17 protein-coding genes and 1 pseudogene are annotated in these 15,490 nt (G+C 58.6%); 2 read left to right on the plus strand and 16 right to left on the minus strand.

Annotation, left to right across the window (positions count from 1 at the left end; translation table 11 throughout):
- A pseudogene (locus tag BI292_RS22460) lies at positions 1 to 148 on the plus strand (patatin-like phospholipase family protein); the annotation flags it as partial.
- Between the two features lie 106 nt (positions 149 to 254).
- On the opposite strand, the gene BI292_RS22465 reads toward BI292_RS22460, so the two are convergent.
- The 8 genes from BI292_RS22465 to puuE form a co-directional block, all read right to left on the minus strand.
- Positions 255 to 1,040 carry an outer membrane protein OmpK gene (locus BI292_RS22465; RefSeq protein WP_101209214.1) on the minus strand — a complete coding sequence of 262 codons (786 nt, stop codon included), beginning with the start codon at positions 1,038 to 1,040 and terminating at the stop codon, positions 255 to 257.
- Between the two features lie 376 nt (positions 1,041 to 1,416).
- A complete protein-coding gene (locus tag BI292_RS22470) occupies positions 1,417 to 2,202 on the minus strand; it encodes an outer membrane protein OmpK (RefSeq protein ID WP_092271134.1) in 786 nt (261 codons plus the stop codon).
- Between the two features lie 162 nt (positions 2,203 to 2,364).
- Positions 2,365 to 3,723: a nucleobase:cation symporter-2 family protein gene (locus BI292_RS22475; protein ID WP_101209215.1), complete on the minus strand. Its 1,359-nt coding sequence runs from the start codon at positions 3,721 to 3,723 to the stop codon at positions 2,365 to 2,367.
- Positions 3,724 to 3,862: 139 nt separating this feature from the next.
- Positions 3,863 to 5,164: a urate hydroxylase PuuD gene (locus BI292_RS22480; protein WP_101209216.1), complete on the minus strand. Its 1,302-nt coding sequence runs from the start codon at positions 5,162 to 5,164 to the stop codon at positions 3,863 to 3,865.
- Positions 5,165 to 5,214: 50 nt separating this feature from the next.
- The gene (locus tag BI292_RS22485) at positions 5,215 to 5,718 is read right to left on the minus strand and encodes an ureidoglycolate lyase (protein WP_008005655.1); all 504 of its coding nucleotides are present in this window, start codon (positions 5,716 to 5,718) and stop codon (positions 5,215 to 5,217) included.
- Positions 5,719 to 5,836: 118 nt separating this feature from the next.
- Positions 5,837 to 6,832 (minus strand): allantoicase, encoded by a 996-nt coding sequence (gene alc / locus BI292_RS22490; RefSeq protein ID WP_101209217.1) that lies wholly within the window; start codon positions 6,830 to 6,832, stop codon positions 5,837 to 5,839.
- A gap of 88 nt (positions 6,833 to 6,920) precedes the next feature.
- Complete coding sequence (gene uraD / locus BI292_RS22495; RefSeq protein ID WP_101209218.1) at positions 6,921 to 7,436, minus strand: 2-oxo-4-hydroxy-4-carboxy-5-ureidoimidazoline decarboxylase; 516 nt, start codon at positions 7,434 to 7,436, stop codon at positions 6,921 to 6,923.
- A complete protein-coding gene (gene puuE, locus BI292_RS22500) occupies positions 7,433 to 8,359 on the minus strand; it encodes an allantoinase PuuE (protein ID WP_092271119.1) in 927 nt (308 codons plus the stop codon). The genes uraD and puuE overlap by 4 nt, the downstream gene beginning before the upstream one ends.
- 430 nt (positions 8,360 to 8,789) lie before the next feature.
- Between puuE and uraH the strand changes: the two genes are divergently transcribed.
- On the plus strand, positions 8,790 to 9,143 hold the full coding sequence (gene uraH, locus BI292_RS22510) for a hydroxyisourate hydrolase (RefSeq protein ID WP_010456673.1): 354 nt from the start codon (positions 8,790 to 8,792) through the stop codon (positions 9,141 to 9,143).
- Between the two features lie 181 nt (positions 9,144 to 9,324).
- On the opposite strand, the gene BI292_RS22515 is transcribed toward uraH, so the two are convergent.
- The 8 genes from BI292_RS22515 to BI292_RS22550 all read right to left on the minus strand — a co-directional run bounded on the left by BI292_RS22515 (position 9,325) and on the right by BI292_RS22550 (position 15,358).
- Complete coding sequence (locus BI292_RS22515) at positions 9,325 to 9,951, minus strand: LysE family translocator (RefSeq protein WP_092271114.1); 627 nt, start codon at positions 9,949 to 9,951, stop codon at positions 9,325 to 9,327.
- 104 nt (positions 9,952 to 10,055) lie between these two features.
- Positions 10,056 to 11,405 (minus strand): NCS2 family permease, encoded by a 1,350-nt coding sequence (locus BI292_RS22520; protein ID WP_101209220.1) that lies wholly within the window; start codon positions 11,403 to 11,405, stop codon positions 10,056 to 10,058.
- Positions 11,406 to 11,926: 521 nt separating this feature from the next.
- The gene (locus BI292_RS22525) at positions 11,927 to 12,298 is read right to left on the minus strand and encodes a glutathione S-transferase N-terminal domain-containing protein (protein WP_092271108.1); all 372 of its coding nucleotides are present in this window, start codon (positions 12,296 to 12,298) and stop codon (positions 11,927 to 11,929) included.
- 101 nt (positions 12,299 to 12,399) lie between these two features.
- Positions 12,400 to 12,945, minus strand: a complete 546-nt coding sequence (gene folE / locus BI292_RS22530) for a GTP cyclohydrolase I FolE (RefSeq protein WP_010456659.1) — start codon at positions 12,943 to 12,945, stop codon at positions 12,400 to 12,402.
- Between the two features lie 22 nt (positions 12,946 to 12,967).
- Positions 12,968 to 14,116, minus strand: a complete 1,149-nt coding sequence (locus BI292_RS22535; RefSeq protein ID WP_256592725.1) for a site-specific integrase — start codon at positions 14,114 to 14,116, stop codon at positions 12,968 to 12,970.
- Positions 14,017 to 14,601 carry a hypothetical protein gene (locus BI292_RS29240; RefSeq protein ID WP_256592723.1) on the minus strand — a complete coding sequence of 195 codons (585 nt, stop codon included), beginning with the start codon at positions 14,599 to 14,601 and terminating at the stop codon, positions 14,017 to 14,019. The genes BI292_RS22535 and BI292_RS29240 overlap by 100 nt, the downstream gene beginning before the upstream one ends.
- Positions 14,598 to 15,140, minus strand: coding sequence for a phosphohydrolase (locus tag BI292_RS22545; RefSeq protein WP_101209222.1), 543 nt, complete (start codon positions 15,138 to 15,140; stop codon positions 14,598 to 14,600). The genes BI292_RS29240 and BI292_RS22545 overlap by 4 nt, the downstream gene beginning before the upstream one ends.
- The gene (locus BI292_RS22550; protein WP_101209223.1) at positions 15,137 to 15,358 is read right to left on the minus strand and encodes a hypothetical protein; all 222 of its coding nucleotides are present in this window, start codon (positions 15,356 to 15,358) and stop codon (positions 15,137 to 15,139) included. The genes BI292_RS22545 and BI292_RS22550 overlap by 4 nt, the downstream gene beginning before the upstream one ends.
- Positions 15,359 to 15,490 lie beyond the last annotated feature (132 nt).

The raw sequence follows: 15,490 nt of genomic DNA on the forward strand, positions 1-15,490 counted from the left end.
GACGAGCGGGGCGGGGGTGCTGAGTTATCTGCTGTTCGAGGCGGGGTATTGCAGCGAATTGATCGAGCTGGGGCGGCGCGATGCGTTGGCCAAGCGCGCGGAGTTGTGCCGGTTTTTGGGGTTGTCGGAGGCGGTTGTTCCAGCTTGAGATCGGCGCTGATGCCATCGCGAGCAGGCTCACTCCCACAAGGGATACGCGATCACCTGTAGGAGCGAGGCTTGCCCGCGAAGGCGTCTTTTCAGACGCCGCCGGATCAGAAGTGGAACTTCACCAAAAAGCTCGTCACGTTCTGGTTGGTGGTGAACGCACGGGTGTCGTCGATCCCGTATTTGTTCTTCCAGTAGTCGTACTCGACACCGACATAGAGCTGCTTCTCGCCGAAATTAAGCGCTTTGCCCAAGTCGTATTTGACCTGCGGGTTGAAGTGCAGGTTGGCGTGGTAATCACCCTTGGAATTGGAGTCGTTGTCGACCACCCAGTCCATGAAACCGTCGATCAAGATGTTCGAGTTGCCCACCGGAATCGTGTAAGCCCATACCGGGGTGATCTGCCAGACGTTGTCGCCGGCGCGCGCGCCCTCGGTCTGACGCTGATAGAAGTTCAGCTGGAAGTAATCGAAACCCGGGATCGCCAGGTCGAAACCCGGACCGATCAGGTACGACTCGGTATCGCCTTCGCCGAACTCATACGTCATCGCCAGCAACACGTCTTTGATCGGGCCGAATTCGATCTTCTGGCCAAGCACCTTGCCCAACGAAATACGCGGGCTGAACTCGCCGTAGTAAGTGTTCGGGCCAACGTTGAAATCCTTGTCACCGTTGTAAAAGATCTTGTCGAGGAAGAAGAAGTTGTCGCCATATTTCCAGCCGTCGGCGTGCTCGAAAGTGACGGTCTGCTGGATCGCCGGATTGACTTTGAAGTCTTTGCCATACAGGTAGGTCAGGCTGTTGTCCTGCCACTGCAGCAAGTCGCCGGCCATCGCCTGGCCGCCGGCCAGCAAAGAGCCCGCGACCATCAGGCTGGTGCACGTACGTTTCATTCGGTTGCTCCCAAAAAGTAGGTGGTTCCACGTTGTTTTTCTTAGGTCGGCGCTCTGGTGTGGCGCCTTTTTTCGTTGCGCTGAAAATTCATCCAATCGGTCAGCTTCAGTGCAGTTAGCAAGAGCTGAGCCAAGGCTTCCAAAAAGCAAAAAAACTCCCGCTCGGCTGTTCTGAAACAGTCGATTGAGAGGTTTTTTGGAGCGCCTTGGGACCGTCCAGGGCCGGGATAAGTTGGCTTTCTGGTCAGGAATTAAATCCGGGCTTTTTTTTAAAGCGGATTCGGGCGGCGGCGGAGAATACTGACTCCTTCGCCAGGTCTCAAGTGCCCCGCAACAGAGCACCGACGACAAGTGTGGGGCAATGTTGCGGGCCATCTTAGAAATGCACCTTGAGCAACAGGCTGGCGGTGTTTTGGTTGGTGTCGAGATTGGCGCTGTTTTCGACTCCGTACTTGTTTTTCCAGTAGCTGTATTCGGTGCCGACGTACACCTGTTTGTGGCTCCAGCCGAGTGCTTTGCCGAGGTCGTATTTGAGCTGCGGATTGACGTGCAGGTTGGCGTGGTAGGTGCCGCGCGAATTCTGATCGTTGTCCACCACCCAATCGATGTAGCCGTCGAACAGCAAATCCGAATTGCCCAGTGGAATGCTGTAGGACCACGCCGGGGTGATCTGCCACACGCCATCGCCGGGGCGCGGGCCTTCGGTCTGGCGGCGATAGAAGTTCAGGGTGAAATAGTTGAAACCCGGTACGGCGAGGTCGAAGCCCGGGCCGATTAGGTAAGCCTCGCTGTCGCCTTCGCCGTACTCGTAAGTCATGGCCAGCAGCACATCTTTGATCGGGCCGTATTCGAGGCGTTTGTCGAAGATCTTGCCAAACGACAGGCGTGGGCTGAACTCGCCGTAGAAGGCGTGGCGACCTTTGTTCCGGTCTTCTGCACCGTTGTAGAAAATCTTGTCGACGAACAGAAAGTTGTCGCCGTATTTCCATTTGTCGGCGTGCTCGAACGTCACCGTCTGCTGGATCGACGGATTGATCGCGAAGTTCTTGCCGTACAAATAGCTCAGGCTGTTGCTCTGCCACAGCAGCAGGTCGCCGGCCATGGCTTGACTGGCGGCGAGCAGGCCACCGCTTAACAGCAGATTGGTTTGCGTGCGAATCATCTGATGCTCCCTGTTGTTTTTATTTTTTCAGGCGCAAAGCTGTTGCTGCCCCTGTAGGAGCGAGCCTGCTGGCGATAGCGTCATCAGCCCCGACTTCATCGTTGACTGATTCACCGCTATCGCGAGCAGGCTCGCTCCTACGGGGTTCCATAGGTGTTGCTGTTAGTGCTGGTGCGCGTGGCAGTCGTTGATCGCGGCGCGTTCCTTGCCGCCGAGAATGTTGAACAGCAAGTTCAGCGCCAGCGCGCTCAGGGTCGCCATCGCAATACCGCTGTGGGTGATCGGGCTCATCCACAGTGGCAGGTGCGCGAAGAACTCCGGACGTACCACCGGGATCAGGCCCATGCCGATGCTCACCGCCACCAGCAATTGGTTGCGGCGGTCACCGATGTCGGCTTCCTGGAGAATCTTGATCCCGGTGGCCGCGACCATGCCGAACATCGCAATCGCCGCGCCGCCGAGTACCGCCGGTGGAATCGATGCGACCAGGAATGCCGCTTTCGGCAGCAGGCTCAACAGGATCAGCAAGCCGCCGGCAACGATCGTCACCGAGCGGCAGCGCACGCCGGTCATCTGCACCAGGCCGATGTTCTGTGCGAACGAGGAGTGGGTGAAGGTGTTGAAGAACCCGGCGAAAAACGAGGCGCCGGCATCACACAACAAGCCGCGACGGAGCATCCGGGGGCAGACCTCCTGGCCGGTGATCTTGCCGAGCGCGAGGAACATGCCGGTGGACTCGACGAAGATGATCACCACCACCAGACACATCGACAGGATCGGCGCGAGCTCGAATTTCGGCATGCCGAAGTGCAGTGGGATGACGATCTGCAACCATGGCGCCTCGGCCATGCCGCTGAGGTCGACCATGCCGATCACGCCGCAAATGGCGTAGCCCAGGCACATGCCGATCAACACCGAAATGTTCACCCAGAAACCGCGCATGAAGCGATGCACCAGCAGGATGGTCGCCAGCACCACGGCGGCGATGGCGAGGTAAATCGGTGAGCCGAATTGCGTGGCGCTGGCACCGCCGCCGGCCCAATTCACGGCCACGGGGAACAGCGACAAACCGATCGAGGTAATGACCGTGCCGGTCACCAGCGGCGGGAAGAAGCGCACGACTTTGGACATGAACGGCGCGATGAGCATGCCGAAGAACCCGGCGGCGATGGTTGCGCCGAAGATCCCTTGCAGGCCAATCCCCGGCATGCCGGCCATGGCGACCATGCTGCCGACGGCGGCAAAACTGGCGCCCATCATCACTGGCATGCGAATGCCCATCGGGCCGATGCCCAGCGACTGGACGATGGTGGCGATGCCGGCGACCAGCAGGTCGGCGTTGATCAGGAAGGCGATTTCTTCACGACTCAGGCCAGCGGCCTGTCCGATGATCAGCGGCACCGCGATGGCACCGCCGTACATCAGCAGAACATGTTGCAGACCGACCAGGATCAGTTGCAAAAGGGGCAAACGCTGAATGGCGGGTGCGTCGGGGATGCGCGCTTGGGATAGCTCGGACATGCAACACCTCGGATCTTTTTTATTCTTGTGATTTTGTGCATCAGGCGACCGCTGCGCGGCCGTTCGCGGGCAAGCCTCGCTCCTACAGGTCCTGCGCAAATCCTGTAGGAGCGAGGCTTGCCCGCGAAGCTTTCAACGATTAATTGGTCTGGGCTCCCTGAACAATCCAGGCGCCGATCAGGTCACGTTCCTGCTGGGTCATCTGGGTGATGTTGCCCAGTGGCATGATCTGGCTGGTGACCGCTTGCGCCTGAATGCGCGGGGCGTTCTGGCGGATCTGGTCAGGGGTATCGAACATCACGCCGGCCGGCGCAGCACTGAACAACGGGCTGGTCGGTTTGGCCGAGTGGCAGACCGAACAACGTTCCTGGATCACGCTGTGCACCTTGTCGAAACTCGGGCCAGCGTTGGATGCCTGGGCCGGTGCAGCGGCAGGCGCAGCAGGTTTCGCCGCTTCAGGTTTCACACCACCACCGATTGCGGTTTCCGGCAACGGCTGGTACTCGATGGTGCCAGGCGCCTTGGCCACTTCCGGTGAACTCGGCATTTGCGCCGGGCCAGTCACGTAGGCCAGGCAGATCATGCCGACGGCGGCGACCGGCAAGGTCCAGGCGAACTTGTGGCTGTCGTGACGGGTGTTGAAGTAGTGACGCACCAACACCGCCAGCACCGCAATCCCGGCCAGGATCAGCCAGTTGTATTGGCTGCCGTACGTGCTCGGGAAGTGGTTGCTGATCATGATGAACAGCACTGGCAAGGTGAAGTAGTTGTTGTGACGCGAACGCAACAGGCCTTTGGCCGGCAGTGCCGGATCGGGCGTGCGGTTCTCGGCAATCGCCGCTACCAGTGCACGTTGCGCCGGCATGATGATGCGGAACACGTTGCCGACCATGATGGTGCCGATGATCGCGCCGACGTGCAGGTACGCACCACGACCGCTGAACACTTTGCTGAAGCCGTAAGCGGCGCCAATGATCAGCACAAACAGGATGAAACCGAGCAGGGCAGGGCGTTTACCCAGGGCCGAGTCGCAGAGGAAGGAGTAGACGAACCAGCCGACGAACAATGAAGCGATGCCCAAGGCAACACCTTCAGGACCGGTCAGGCTGCTGCCGGGTGCCAGCAGGTAGAGCGTCGGGTTGGAGTAGAACACCACGCACAGCAGCGCGATCCCCGACAGCCAGGTGAAGTAGGCTTCCCATTTGAACCAGTGCAGGTTGTCCGGCATGGTCGGTGGAGCCAGTTTGTATTTTTCCAGGTGATAGATACCGCCGCCATGGATCGCCCACAGATCACCGGCCAGACCACTTTTCGGGTTGACCCGATTGAGGTTGTTTTCCAGCCAGACGAAATAGAACGACGCACCGATCCAGGCCACGCCAGTAATCATGTGAACCCAGCGCACGCTCAGGTTCAGCCATTCAAACAGATGTGCTTCCACAGTCTTTACCTCTCGCCTGTCACTCTGTTGTCGAGTGATCAGACCTTCTCTTATTGGTGGGGGGCAAGGATCAAACGCTCATCCTCTTTGAAAAAATGCTCATCGCAGTTATTGCCTGTGCCACTGCGATCAACCACCAGGAAGTCATCCCGCTTTTCGATCGTCAGCACCGGATGGTGCCAAACGCCGCGATGGTAATTAATGCCCTGCCTGCCGTTGGTGACGAAGGCGCGGACCAAGCCTGATACAGGTTCATCGCCAAGTGGCGCGACCACGATCAGAAAGGGGTTGCCGAGCAGCGGAATGAAAGCCTGGCTGCCCAGCGGGTGACGCTCCAGCATGCACACGGTCAGCGGCATGTCCTGCGCGTCGGCGCGGAAGATGCTGATGATCGCGTTGTCTTCTGGCGTGGCGGTTTCTACAGTCGCCAGTTTATGAAAGCGCATGGTCGAACCGTTGTTGATCATGAAGTGATCGCTGCCATCGGTTTCGATCACGTCACCGAAAGGGGCGAAGGCTTCTTTGGTCAGCGGTTCAATCGTCAATGTGCGCATGCTGGTCTTCTTTTCGTTGAGTTCTGTGTTGTTTGATCTGGCGCCTTCGCGGGCAAGCCTCGCTCCTACGGTCAGTGATACCTGTAGGAGCGAGGCTTGCCCGCGAAGGACGCGCCGCTTATTTAGCGACTTTGCCCAAAACGCGCAGGCGGCTCACACCACCATCCGGGAACACGTTGAGGCGGATGTGGGTGATCGGGCCCAGTGCCTTGATCTGCTCGGCGAAGCTGTGTTCGGCGTGCATTTCCAGTTTCTGTGCCGGCAACAGTTCGCGCCAGAACAGCGATTGGGTTTCGATCTGGCTGTCGGTGCCGCCCTTGACGAATGCGCCCTGGATCGAGCACGTGTCCGGGTAGTTGCCCTTGAAGTGCAGGGTGTCGACGATGACTTTCTCGACTTCACCGGCATGCCCCAGCGCGACGATTACCCAGTCATTGCCCGGCGTACGACGACGTGCAGTTTCCCAGCCGTCGCCCATGTTGATGCCACGACCCGGGTTGAGGATGTTGCTCATGCGGCCGAAGTGTTCGTCGGAGCAGGCGAGGGCGCGGCCACCATTCAGGGCTGCGGCCAGGTCGATCTGCTCGTTGTCGCCCACAGCGGACCAGTCGCGGTGCGGCACGCCGTACACACGCAGACGCGCTACGCCGCCATCCGGGTAGATGTTGAAACGCAGGTGGCTGAAGGCTTGATCGTTGTTGATTTCGTGGAAGTGATGGCTGTTGCCTTGCAGCTCGACGGCCGACAGTACTTCAACCCACTGGGTGTTTTCAGTCGGTTCGCCTTCAGCGAGAAAACACGCTTCCAGGGAGGCCGACGGCGGGAAGTTGCCGGTGAAGAATGAAGTGTCGATGTCCACGCCTTTGATCGAGCCTGGAACGCCCAGGCGAATCACCGCGCTGTCGTAACCTTCGAAACGCTTGCGGCGCGATTCCCAGCCGTCCATCCACTTGCCGTTGTCATCGAACACGCCTTCTTTCCACACCGCCGGGGTCGGCTGGAACAGGCGGTTGGCATCAGCGAACCAGTCATCGGTGACCGAGATGATTTTGGTGCCCAGACGGGCGTCGGCCAGGTTGACGAACTTCTCGAAAGGTACGGCGTAAGCTTTCATTCTTCTTGTCTGCCTTTAATAAGTTGGCTTGGGATGCTTGCAGTGCCCTGGGCGACGTTTGCGTTCTAGGTCGCTCGGGCAAGGCTCGCTATAGGGTCAGTAATCGGAACAGGGCGATCTTGTTGATCTCCGCCAGCGCGCATTTGAATTCGGCGTCTTGCGAATTGTTAATGCGCGTTTCGAACGCCGCGAGGATCTGATGCCGGTTGCTGCCTTTTACCGCCATGATGAAGGGAAACTTGAACTTGGCTTTGTAGGCGTCGTTCAGCTCGGTGAAGCGCTGGAACTCTTCGGCCGTGCATTGGTGAATACCGGCGCCAGCTTGTTCATTGGTGCTGGCTTCGGTCAGTTGGCCCTGGACGGCGGCTTTGCCGGCCAGGTCCGGGTGAGCGTTGATCAGGGCCAATTGGCTTTGATGATCAGCGCTCAACAGGATGTCGCTCATGCGCTGGTGCAGGGTTTCGATCTGGTCGATCGAAGCGTCCTGGCCCAGGTCGAAGGCCTTCTCGGCCACCCATGGCGAATGTTCGTAGATGTCGGCGAAAGCGGCGACAAACGCGTCGCGGCTCAGGGTCGAGGGTTGGAGGGTTTGGAACTGGCTCATTTCGCGGCCTCTTGATACGGGTGGGTTTCGTGCCAGTGGCGAGCAATGTCGACGCGACGGCTGAACCACACCTGTTCATGACTTTTAGCGTATTCGATAAAGCGTTTCAGCGAGGCCAGACGCGCCGGACGGCCGATCAGGCGGCAGTGCAGGCCGATCGAGAGCATCTTCGGCGCTTCGGCACCTTCGGCGTAGAGCACGTCGAATGCGTCTTTGAGGTATTCGAAGAAATCGTCGCCCTTGTTGAAACCCTGGACCTGGGTGAAGCGCATGTCGTTGGTGTCAAGTGTGTACGGGATCACCAAGTGCGGTTTGCCAGTCGGGTTGTTCGGTTCCCAGTAGGGCAGGTCGTCGTCGTAGGTGTCGCAGTCATAGAGGAAACCGCCTTCTTCCATCACCAGCCGACGGGTGTTCGGGCCAGTGCGGCCGGTGTACCAGCCCAATGGGCGTTCGCCGGTGAGTTCGGTGAGGATGCGGATCGCTTCGAGCATGTGCTCGCGTTCCTGCGCTTCGTCCATGTACTGATAGTCGATCCAGCGATAGCCGTGGCTGCAGATCTCGTGGCCGGCCTCGACCATCGCGCGGATCACGTCCGGGTGGCGCTGGGCGGCCATGGCAACGGCGAAGATGGTCAGCGGAATGTCGAATTCCTTGAACAGTTTCAGAATCCGCCAGACGCCGGCACGGCTGCCATACTCGTAAAGCGATTCCATGCTCATGTTGCGCGCGCCTTGCAGCGGCTGCGCCGAGACCATTTCCGAGAGGAAGGCTTCAGACTCTTTGTCGCCGTGCAGAATGTTGCGCTCGCCACCTTCTTCGTAATTCAGCACGAAGGACAGGGCGATGCGGGCATTGCCCGGCCAGTGTGGGTGCGGAGGGTTACTGCCGTAACCGACCAGGTCGCGTGGGTAGTCAGCGCTCACTGCAGTCTTCCTTCTTATTCGTGGCTTGTACAAAGTCCGGTTAGGTGTGGCGGCCTGGGATCGATTCACAGGCTGGCGTCACAGCGATGGGCTGATTGTATACAACTTTATATCGACTTTGTAAGCCTGAATTTTTGCATTTTTCATTGACTGTCATCCAAGCGTGATACTGCAAGAAACCTGCCTGAATGGTCAGCTAATGGACAGGAGGTCCGCTGATCGTCTGGTTCGGGGTGTGATTCGGCGCAAATCGGCAGATGGCGTTGGTCGTGAGAAAAATGTCGTTTTTATTGTGTACAATTTTTTTGAAAAGTGTCTTAATCAGTCGCTCGCCGCAGCTTTTCGTGCTCCGAAACGGTGCGGTCTCCTTTCAACTGACTTCGGGAGGCGCGAGGCCTGACTGCACTGAGCAGGCAGGCGCGCAGAATCAATGGGACGTTTGACTACACACGTTTTAGACGCTGCACACGGTTGCCCGGGCAGCTCGATCAAAGTCGAGTTGTACCGCGTTGAAGGTTCGCAGCTGGAATTGGTCGCCAGCGCGATAACCAACAGCGATGGCCGTGTCGATGCACCGCTGTTGCAGGGTGATGATTACCGTTCCGGGGTCTATCAGGTTCAGTTCCATGCGGGCGATTACTACCGCGCCCGTGGCGTTCAGCTGCCGGAGCCGGCGTTCCTGGATGTGGTGGTGCTGCGTTTTGGCATCTCTGCCGAGCAGGATCACTACCATGTGCCGCTGCTGATTTCGCCTTACAGCTATTCGACCTACAGAGGAAGCTAGGTCCCCCAAGCCGCTTCTTCTGAAAAAAGCTGCGCATAAAGCTTCTTTGGTCTTTCGCCCGCTCACACTGCGGGCTTTTTTTTGTCCTGAGGAATGTGGTGTGGCGGATGACGCCTTCGCGGGCAAGCCTCGCTCCTACGGTCGGTGATACCTGTAGGAGCGAGGCTTGCCCGCGAAGCTTTTAGCGGCTCAACAACGACGCCGCGCCCGCGCCACTGAACAACCCGGCACTGACCCGGTTAAACCAACTCTGCCCCTTGCCGCTGCGCAGATACCGCGCCGCGCCGTGGGCGCCCAGCCCATACGCCAACTTGCACAGCAGATCGAGCACCGTCCAGGTCGCGATCATCACTAGCAATTGCGGGAGGAACGGCTGCTCGGCGCTCAAGAATTGCGGCAGAAACGCGGCGAAGAACAGGATGTCTTTCGGATTGCTCGCGCCCAGCACAAACGCGCGCCCGAACAGCGCCCGAAAGCGCGGCACCGCGGCGGTCTGCGGCACTTCGGCACCCACCGACGGCTGGCGCGATTGCTGCCAGCTCTGCCAGGCGAGGTAAAACAGGTACAGTGCGCCGACGATTTTCAGCGCGCTGAACAGCTGTTCCGACGCCAGCAGCAGGGCGCCCAGGCCCAGTGCCGAGGCGCTGAGCAGACAGATAGAAGCAATTACGCCACCTAGGAACGCCGGATAAGATCGGCGCAAACCGTAATTCAAACTGTTGCTGATCATCAGCAAAGACAACGGCCCCGGGATCAGGATTACCACCAGCGCAGCGCCGCTGAACAGCAGCCAGGTTTCCAGACTCATCACTTTCCTCCTAATGTGCAAAAGCCCCACCCGACGGGGTGAGGCTGTTTTGAAGCACCGTTTTGAAAAAACTGTTTTGAAAACTGTTTTGAAACGTAGACGGCTTACAGAAAAACGAACTTGGCGATGAAGATCGCGCAGAGCACCCACAAACTGATGGAAATTTCCTTGTGTTTACCGGTGCAAGCCTTCAACACCACGTAAGTGATAAAGCCCAGCGCGATGCCGTCGGCGACCGAGAAAGTCAGCGGCATCATGATCGCGGTCACGATGGCCGGAATGGCGTCGGTGGCTTCGTCCCATTCGATGTGCGCCATGCCGCCCATCATCAGCATCGCGACATAAATCAGTGCGCCGGCGGTGGCGTAAGCCGGGATCATGCCGGCCAGCGGTGCGAAAAACATTGCGGCAATAAATAGCACACCTACGGTCACTGCGGTAAGACCAGTCCGACCACCCGCTGCTACACCGGCGGCACTTTCCACATAACTGGTGACCGGCGGCACGCCGACCATCGCGCCGAATACGCTCGACGCACTGTCAGCCTTGAGTGCGCGGGAGAGGTTTTCGATTTTACCGTCGGCGTTGACCAGACCGGCCCGCTGGGCGACGCCCATCAAGGTGCCCGCGGTGTCGAACATGTGCACGAAGAGGAACGCCAACACCACGCTGATCATGCTGATGTTGAACACGCCGGCGACGTCCATGGCCATCCAGGTCGGCGCCAGACTTGGCGGTGCCGACATCAGGCCTTGATAGTGAACCAGGCCCAGGCCCCAACCGGCCAATGTCACGGCGATGATACTGATCAAAATGGCGCCGAACACTCGGTGATAGCTGAGCACGGCGATCATCAGGAAGCAGATGGCCGCGAGCAGCGGGCCGGGCTCGCGCAGGGAGCCGAGTTTGATCAGGGTGGCCGGGCTGTCGACGACGATGCCGGCGGTTTTCAGGCCGATAAGGCCGAGGAACAGGCCGACGCCGGCGCCCATGGCGTAGCGCAGGCTGACTGGAATGCTGTTGAGCAACCATTCGCGGATCCGCGAAAAGGTCAGGAACATGAACAACACGCCCGAGATAAACACCGCGCCAAGGGCGGTTTCCCAGTTGTAGCCCATGGTGCCGACCACGGTATAAGTGAAGAACGCGTTGAGGCCCATGCCCGGCGCGAGGCCGACCGGCCAGTTCGCGTACAGGCCCATCAGCAGGCAGCCGAGCGCGGCGGCGATGCAAGTGGCGACAAACGCGGCGCCGTGGTCGATGCCAGCGTCAGCCATGATGTTCGGGTTGACGAAGATGATGTACGCCATGGTAATGAAGGTTGTCAGACCGGCAATCAGCTCGGTCTTCACCGTGGTGCCATGCAAGCTGAGTTTGAAGATGCGCTCCAGCCAGCCTTTGCGTAACGGCGGCGAGAGATCCAGCGACGGGGCTTCGGATTTGCGGCTTTCCACAGCGAGTACTCCTCAAGAGTTTTATTTTTATTTCCAGGACCGGACCCATGAGGGTGGCAGCGGTCCTTTGAGGCACTTGCGAATTTGTTGACCGCTTGGTCAGGAACTCGCACGAAGTGGATTATGCTTTTGTATACAAATAAAGCAAATAATGTTTTCGGTTTTGTAGACGAATGTTTTGGCGTTAGCGATATATCGCCTGTTCCGACGTCATCGCGAGCAGGCTCACTCCCACAGTCGATCGCATTTCCCTGTAGGAGTGAGCCTGCTCGCGATAGGCCTCAAGCGACTAGCGACGGTGGTGCGGCAGGCGCAGGCGTTGCAGGCTGCGTGAAGGCATAAAAAAACCGGCTCGAGGGCCGGTTTTTTTGGGTCTGTGAATTGTGGTGTCTGGGCTGGCCTCATCGCGAGCAAGCTCGCTCCCGCAATGGGTCGAAGGTGCCGCCTATTTCCATCACCCCACAAAACCCTGTGGGAGCGAGCTTGCTCGCGATGGCGTCAAACAGAACACTGCAAATCCATCAAACCGCAGCAAAGCGCTTATCCAGATAATCAATAATCACCTTGGATTCATACATCCAGGTGGTCTGCCCATTTTCTTCGATGCGCAGGCACGGGACTTTGATTTTGCCGCCCTGATCCAGCAACGCCTGGCGATCCTGCTCGTTGTTTTTCGCATCACGCAACGCCACCGGCACATTCAAGCGGCGCAGCGTGCGGCGGGTTTTCACGCAGAACGGGCAGGCGTGGAACTGATACAGCGTCAGGTCCTTGGCTGCCGCGTTGACCTTGGCCTGATGTTCCGCCGGGCGCTGCTTCTTGCCGGGGCGGGTGATGAAGTCGATGAAGATGATCAGTTGGCCAAGGCCGACACGAAGCGCTTTTACGAACACGGTATAAGCCTCACGGGGCGAAAGAAGGCGCGCAGCTTACCGTACTTTTCACGGGCGAAAAAAAACCGGCGATGAATGCCGGTTTTCTTCGTGCTGCCGAATTACTTGATCAGGCTGAGAAACTCGCTGCGGGTGGCGGCGTTTTCGCGGAACTCGCCGAGCATCACCGAAGTGATCATCGACGAATTCTGTTTCTCGACACCGCGCATCATCATGCACATGTGCTTGGCCTCGATCACCACTGCAACGCCCAGGGCGCCGGTGACTTGCTGGACCGCGTCGGCGATCTGGCGGCTGAGGTTTTCCTGGATCTGCAGGCGGCGGGCGTACATATCGACGATCCGCGCGACTTTCGACAGCCCCAACACCTTGCCGCTAGGGATATAGGCGACGTGCGCCTTGCCGATAAACGGCAGCAAATGGTGTTCGCACAACGAGTAGAGCTCGATGTCCTTGACCAGCACCATTTCGCTGTTGTCGGAGCTGAACAAGGCACCGTTGGTGACTTCTTCAAGCGTCTGTTCATAACCGCGGCAGAGGTACTGCATGGCTTTGGCGGCACGCTTTGGCGTGTCGAGCAGGCCCTCGCGGGAAACGTCCTCGCCCAATTGGCCGAGAATCGCGGTGTAATTCTGTTCCAGTGTCACAGGGGCTGATTCCATAAGGGTTTCAGAGGGGTACTGTTTCTGTACGTACCAATTTTGTACCAATCAGGCTCTTTTCGAGCTTCCCGAGTTCACTCCAGTCAGTGCTGGAGTTGATCCATCGGGCGTAGGTCGATAGCAACATCTGAACGCTATGACCGAGCTGAGTGGCGATAAACGCAGGGTTCATCCCCGACATGAGGCACATGGTAGCGTATGTGTGACGGCAGTTGTATTGCCGGCGGGCCCGAATGCCCAAATCGGTCAGGGCCGCCTGGAAGTGCTTGGCGGTCACACTGGACTGTTGGATAAACTCGAAGTTCTTGGTCGGTGGGAACACGAACGGCGACTCGCCCTGCTTGCGACGGCTCTGCGTCAGGCGCTGCTGAGCCACGCCCTTGGCCTCCGCGATGGCGTGTAACGCGCGGCTATTTAGCATGACCTGCCTGCCATTTCGGGTTTTGGTGCGCTCCTCGATCTTGTAGTCCGCGACGATCCGACACACGTTGACCAGCCGCTGTTCCTTGTCTACCTCATCCCAGCGTAACGCCGCCATCTCGCTCGGGCGCATACCGGTATAAAGAGCGAACTCGAAGTACGACGCGTAGATCCGCATCGAATGGGTCAGCGTCTTATAAAGGTGGTCGATGATCGCGTCCGCCTCCGCCACGGTGAAAGGATCGATCGGCTTCCTGGTCTTCGTGGGCAATTCGATGGACTCGACGGGGTTGCGATTGATTAGACCATCTTTCACTGCAGTGCCGAATACGGTGGTTAGCCGTTGGATGGCCGAGCGCTTCACGCCCGGCGATTTCCACTTTATGTCACCGACAATCTTGCGCAGCATCACCGAGGTGATGCTGTCGATGGGTAGCAACGCTAGATAAGGCATCCAGTACAGGTTGAGGGAGGCGAGGTAGTTCTTGCGGGTCCCAGCCACAATCTCGCGACTGTTTAGCCACTCCTGGGCGTACTCCCCGAAACGGGGAGTCGCCGAGTAGTTGGCATAAGCTGAGTTAGGGAACAGCTCGGCGTAGCGCTGATCATCCAGCACGCCGTGCTTGATCAGGCTGGTCACGTTAGCGCGTAGGTCGGCGGCAGCCTTAATCCCCTTCGGCGTTTGGGGATAGGGGAGGGTCTCGCAGCGGCGTTGCCCATTCCAGGTGAAGCGAATACGAACGGACTGTCCTGCAAATTCAACTCCGGTGGGCAATCCCATTGGCTTTCGAGCCATGCCTCGTATCTCCTAATGCTGTAATAAATACGGTTATCAACGGTGTTCCAGACGCCTTTGGGGATCACCCCTCTGGCCCGCTTTCCTTGCAATGCTCGGCGGGTCGTGCCGACAAGTTCGGCCATCTTGTCTTCGGGAATCTTGTCTATCTGGTAGGTCTGCGGCGGCGGCTCCGTAGCGGAGTCGAAGTGCGTATACCCCATGAAAGGCTGCGCGGGCGGGCGATCCCGAGCGATCAGCGTTGCATCAGGAGTTGCTGCCCCGCGCAGCTTTTCGTGGGGTATAAGTGCCTCGGCAGTGGCGCTGAGAGAGGCAATAGTGCCTGCTGCTGCGCAGCAGAGACTGTTTGTTTCTCGCGTGTCGACACCCTTGGCAGTGCGGAGGAAAGCGGTCGATGCTTGGGTGATATGCAGGTCCGTCTTCATGCCGCTTTCCTCCGATGTTCGATAGCGAGTTGGTCCATCAGGCGCTGGTGAAACGTGAGCCGTGCTTCGGTGAAGGACCACGGGCGGAGCGTTTCAGCCATAGGTTCGATGTCGATCAGGCAATCCCAGATGGCCGGATCGGCGGGCATCAGGTCGCGGCGTTCAGTTGCCAGGGCAACAAGGTCGGCATGGCGAACGGATGCCGGTAGTTCGAATTTGAGATCGAAACGGGTGCAGATGCGCTCCCAGATCCATTGCTCGACGTCCTGGTAGGCATGCATCCATTGCTTCAACGGCTGCACCATGTCGCCGATGTAGGCTTCGGGTGCGTCATGAAGGAGTGCCGCCAACTTGTCCTCTTCTGGCACCAGGTCAGCGACCATGCACGAGTGTTGGGCCACGCTGTAGAACTCACGGGTGTGGCCGTTGAAGCGGCACAGGTGTGCCAGCGAGTGCGTGATGTCGCGTGGGTCGATCAGGTTGGCGTCCGGCTCATGCAGATTAAAGCGCTTGCCGGTCACGGTCAGAATCTGGCTCATGCAGCCTCCTTGACCAGGTCCGCCAGTAGCAGAGCGTTTTTGGTGTCTTTGTTCAGTTTGCGCAGGGCATCGTTGCCGATCAGCACCGCCAGCTGCCGGTCGAACTCTTTGCGAAAGCGAGTCAGCTCCTGCAGCTCGGTGGTGGCTTTGGTGCATTGCTGTTGTAACTTGCCGGCAGCTTGGGGGGTGAGGCGCAGCGTCGAGATAGGACGGCTCATGCTTCACCTCCGACTGTTGTTTTTATTTGGGCACCACGATCCAGCGGGGAAGTTCGAAAAAATTGAGCAGCTTTGTGGGCTTCGTTGGGGCACATTTTCTCGGTTGGCTCTCGCTCTATAACCCATCGCCCA

Origin of the sequence: Pseudomonas sp. 43NM1 (assembly GCF_002836905.1) — a bacterium.
Taxonomy (GTDB): Bacteria; Pseudomonadota; Gammaproteobacteria; order Pseudomonadales; family Pseudomonadaceae; genus Aquipseudomonas; species Aquipseudomonas prosekii.

What these genes read in the sequence shown, in the direction of transcription:
- BI292_RS22465 (WP_101209214.1), bottom strand. Translation starts at nt 1,040, where the DNA reads ATGAAACGTACGTGCACCAGCCTGATGGTCGCGGGCTCTTTGCTGGCC.
- BI292_RS22470 (WP_092271134.1), bottom strand. Translation starts at nt 2,202, where the DNA reads ATGATTCGCACGCAAACCAATCTGCTGTTAAGCGGTGGCCTGCTCGCC.
- BI292_RS22475 (WP_101209215.1), bottom strand. Translation starts at nt 3,723, where the DNA reads ATGTCCGAGCTATCCCAAGCGCGCATCCCCGACGCACCCGCCATTCAG.
- BI292_RS22485 (WP_008005655.1), bottom strand. Translation starts at nt 5,718, where the DNA reads ATGCGCACATTGACGATTGAACCGCTGACCAAAGAAGCCTTCGCCCCT.
- alc (WP_101209217.1), bottom strand. Translation starts at nt 6,832, where the DNA reads ATGAAAGCTTACGCCGTACCTTTCGAGAAGTTCGTCAACCTGGCCGAC.
- uraD (WP_101209218.1), bottom strand. Translation starts at nt 7,436, where the DNA reads ATGAGCCAGTTCCAAACCCTCCAACCCTCGACCCTGAGCCGCGACGCG.
- uraH (WP_010456673.1), top strand. Translation starts at nt 8,790, where the DNA reads ATGGGACGTTTGACTACACACGTTTTAGACGCTGCACACGGTTGCCCG.
- BI292_RS22515 (WP_092271114.1), bottom strand. Translation starts at nt 9,951, where the DNA reads ATGAGTCTGGAAACCTGGCTGCTGTTCAGCGGCGCTGCGCTGGTGGTA.
- BI292_RS29240 (WP_256592723.1), bottom strand. Translation starts at nt 14,601, where the DNA reads ATGAAGACGGACCTGCATATCACCCAAGCATCGACCGCTTTCCTCCGC.
- BI292_RS22545 (WP_101209222.1), bottom strand. Translation starts at nt 15,140, where the DNA reads ATGAGCCAGATTCTGACCGTGACCGGCAAGCGCTTTAATCTGCATGAG.
- BI292_RS22550 (WP_101209223.1), bottom strand. Translation starts at nt 15,358, where the DNA reads ATGAGCCGTCCTATCTCGACGCTGCGCCTCACCCCCCAAGCTGCCGGC.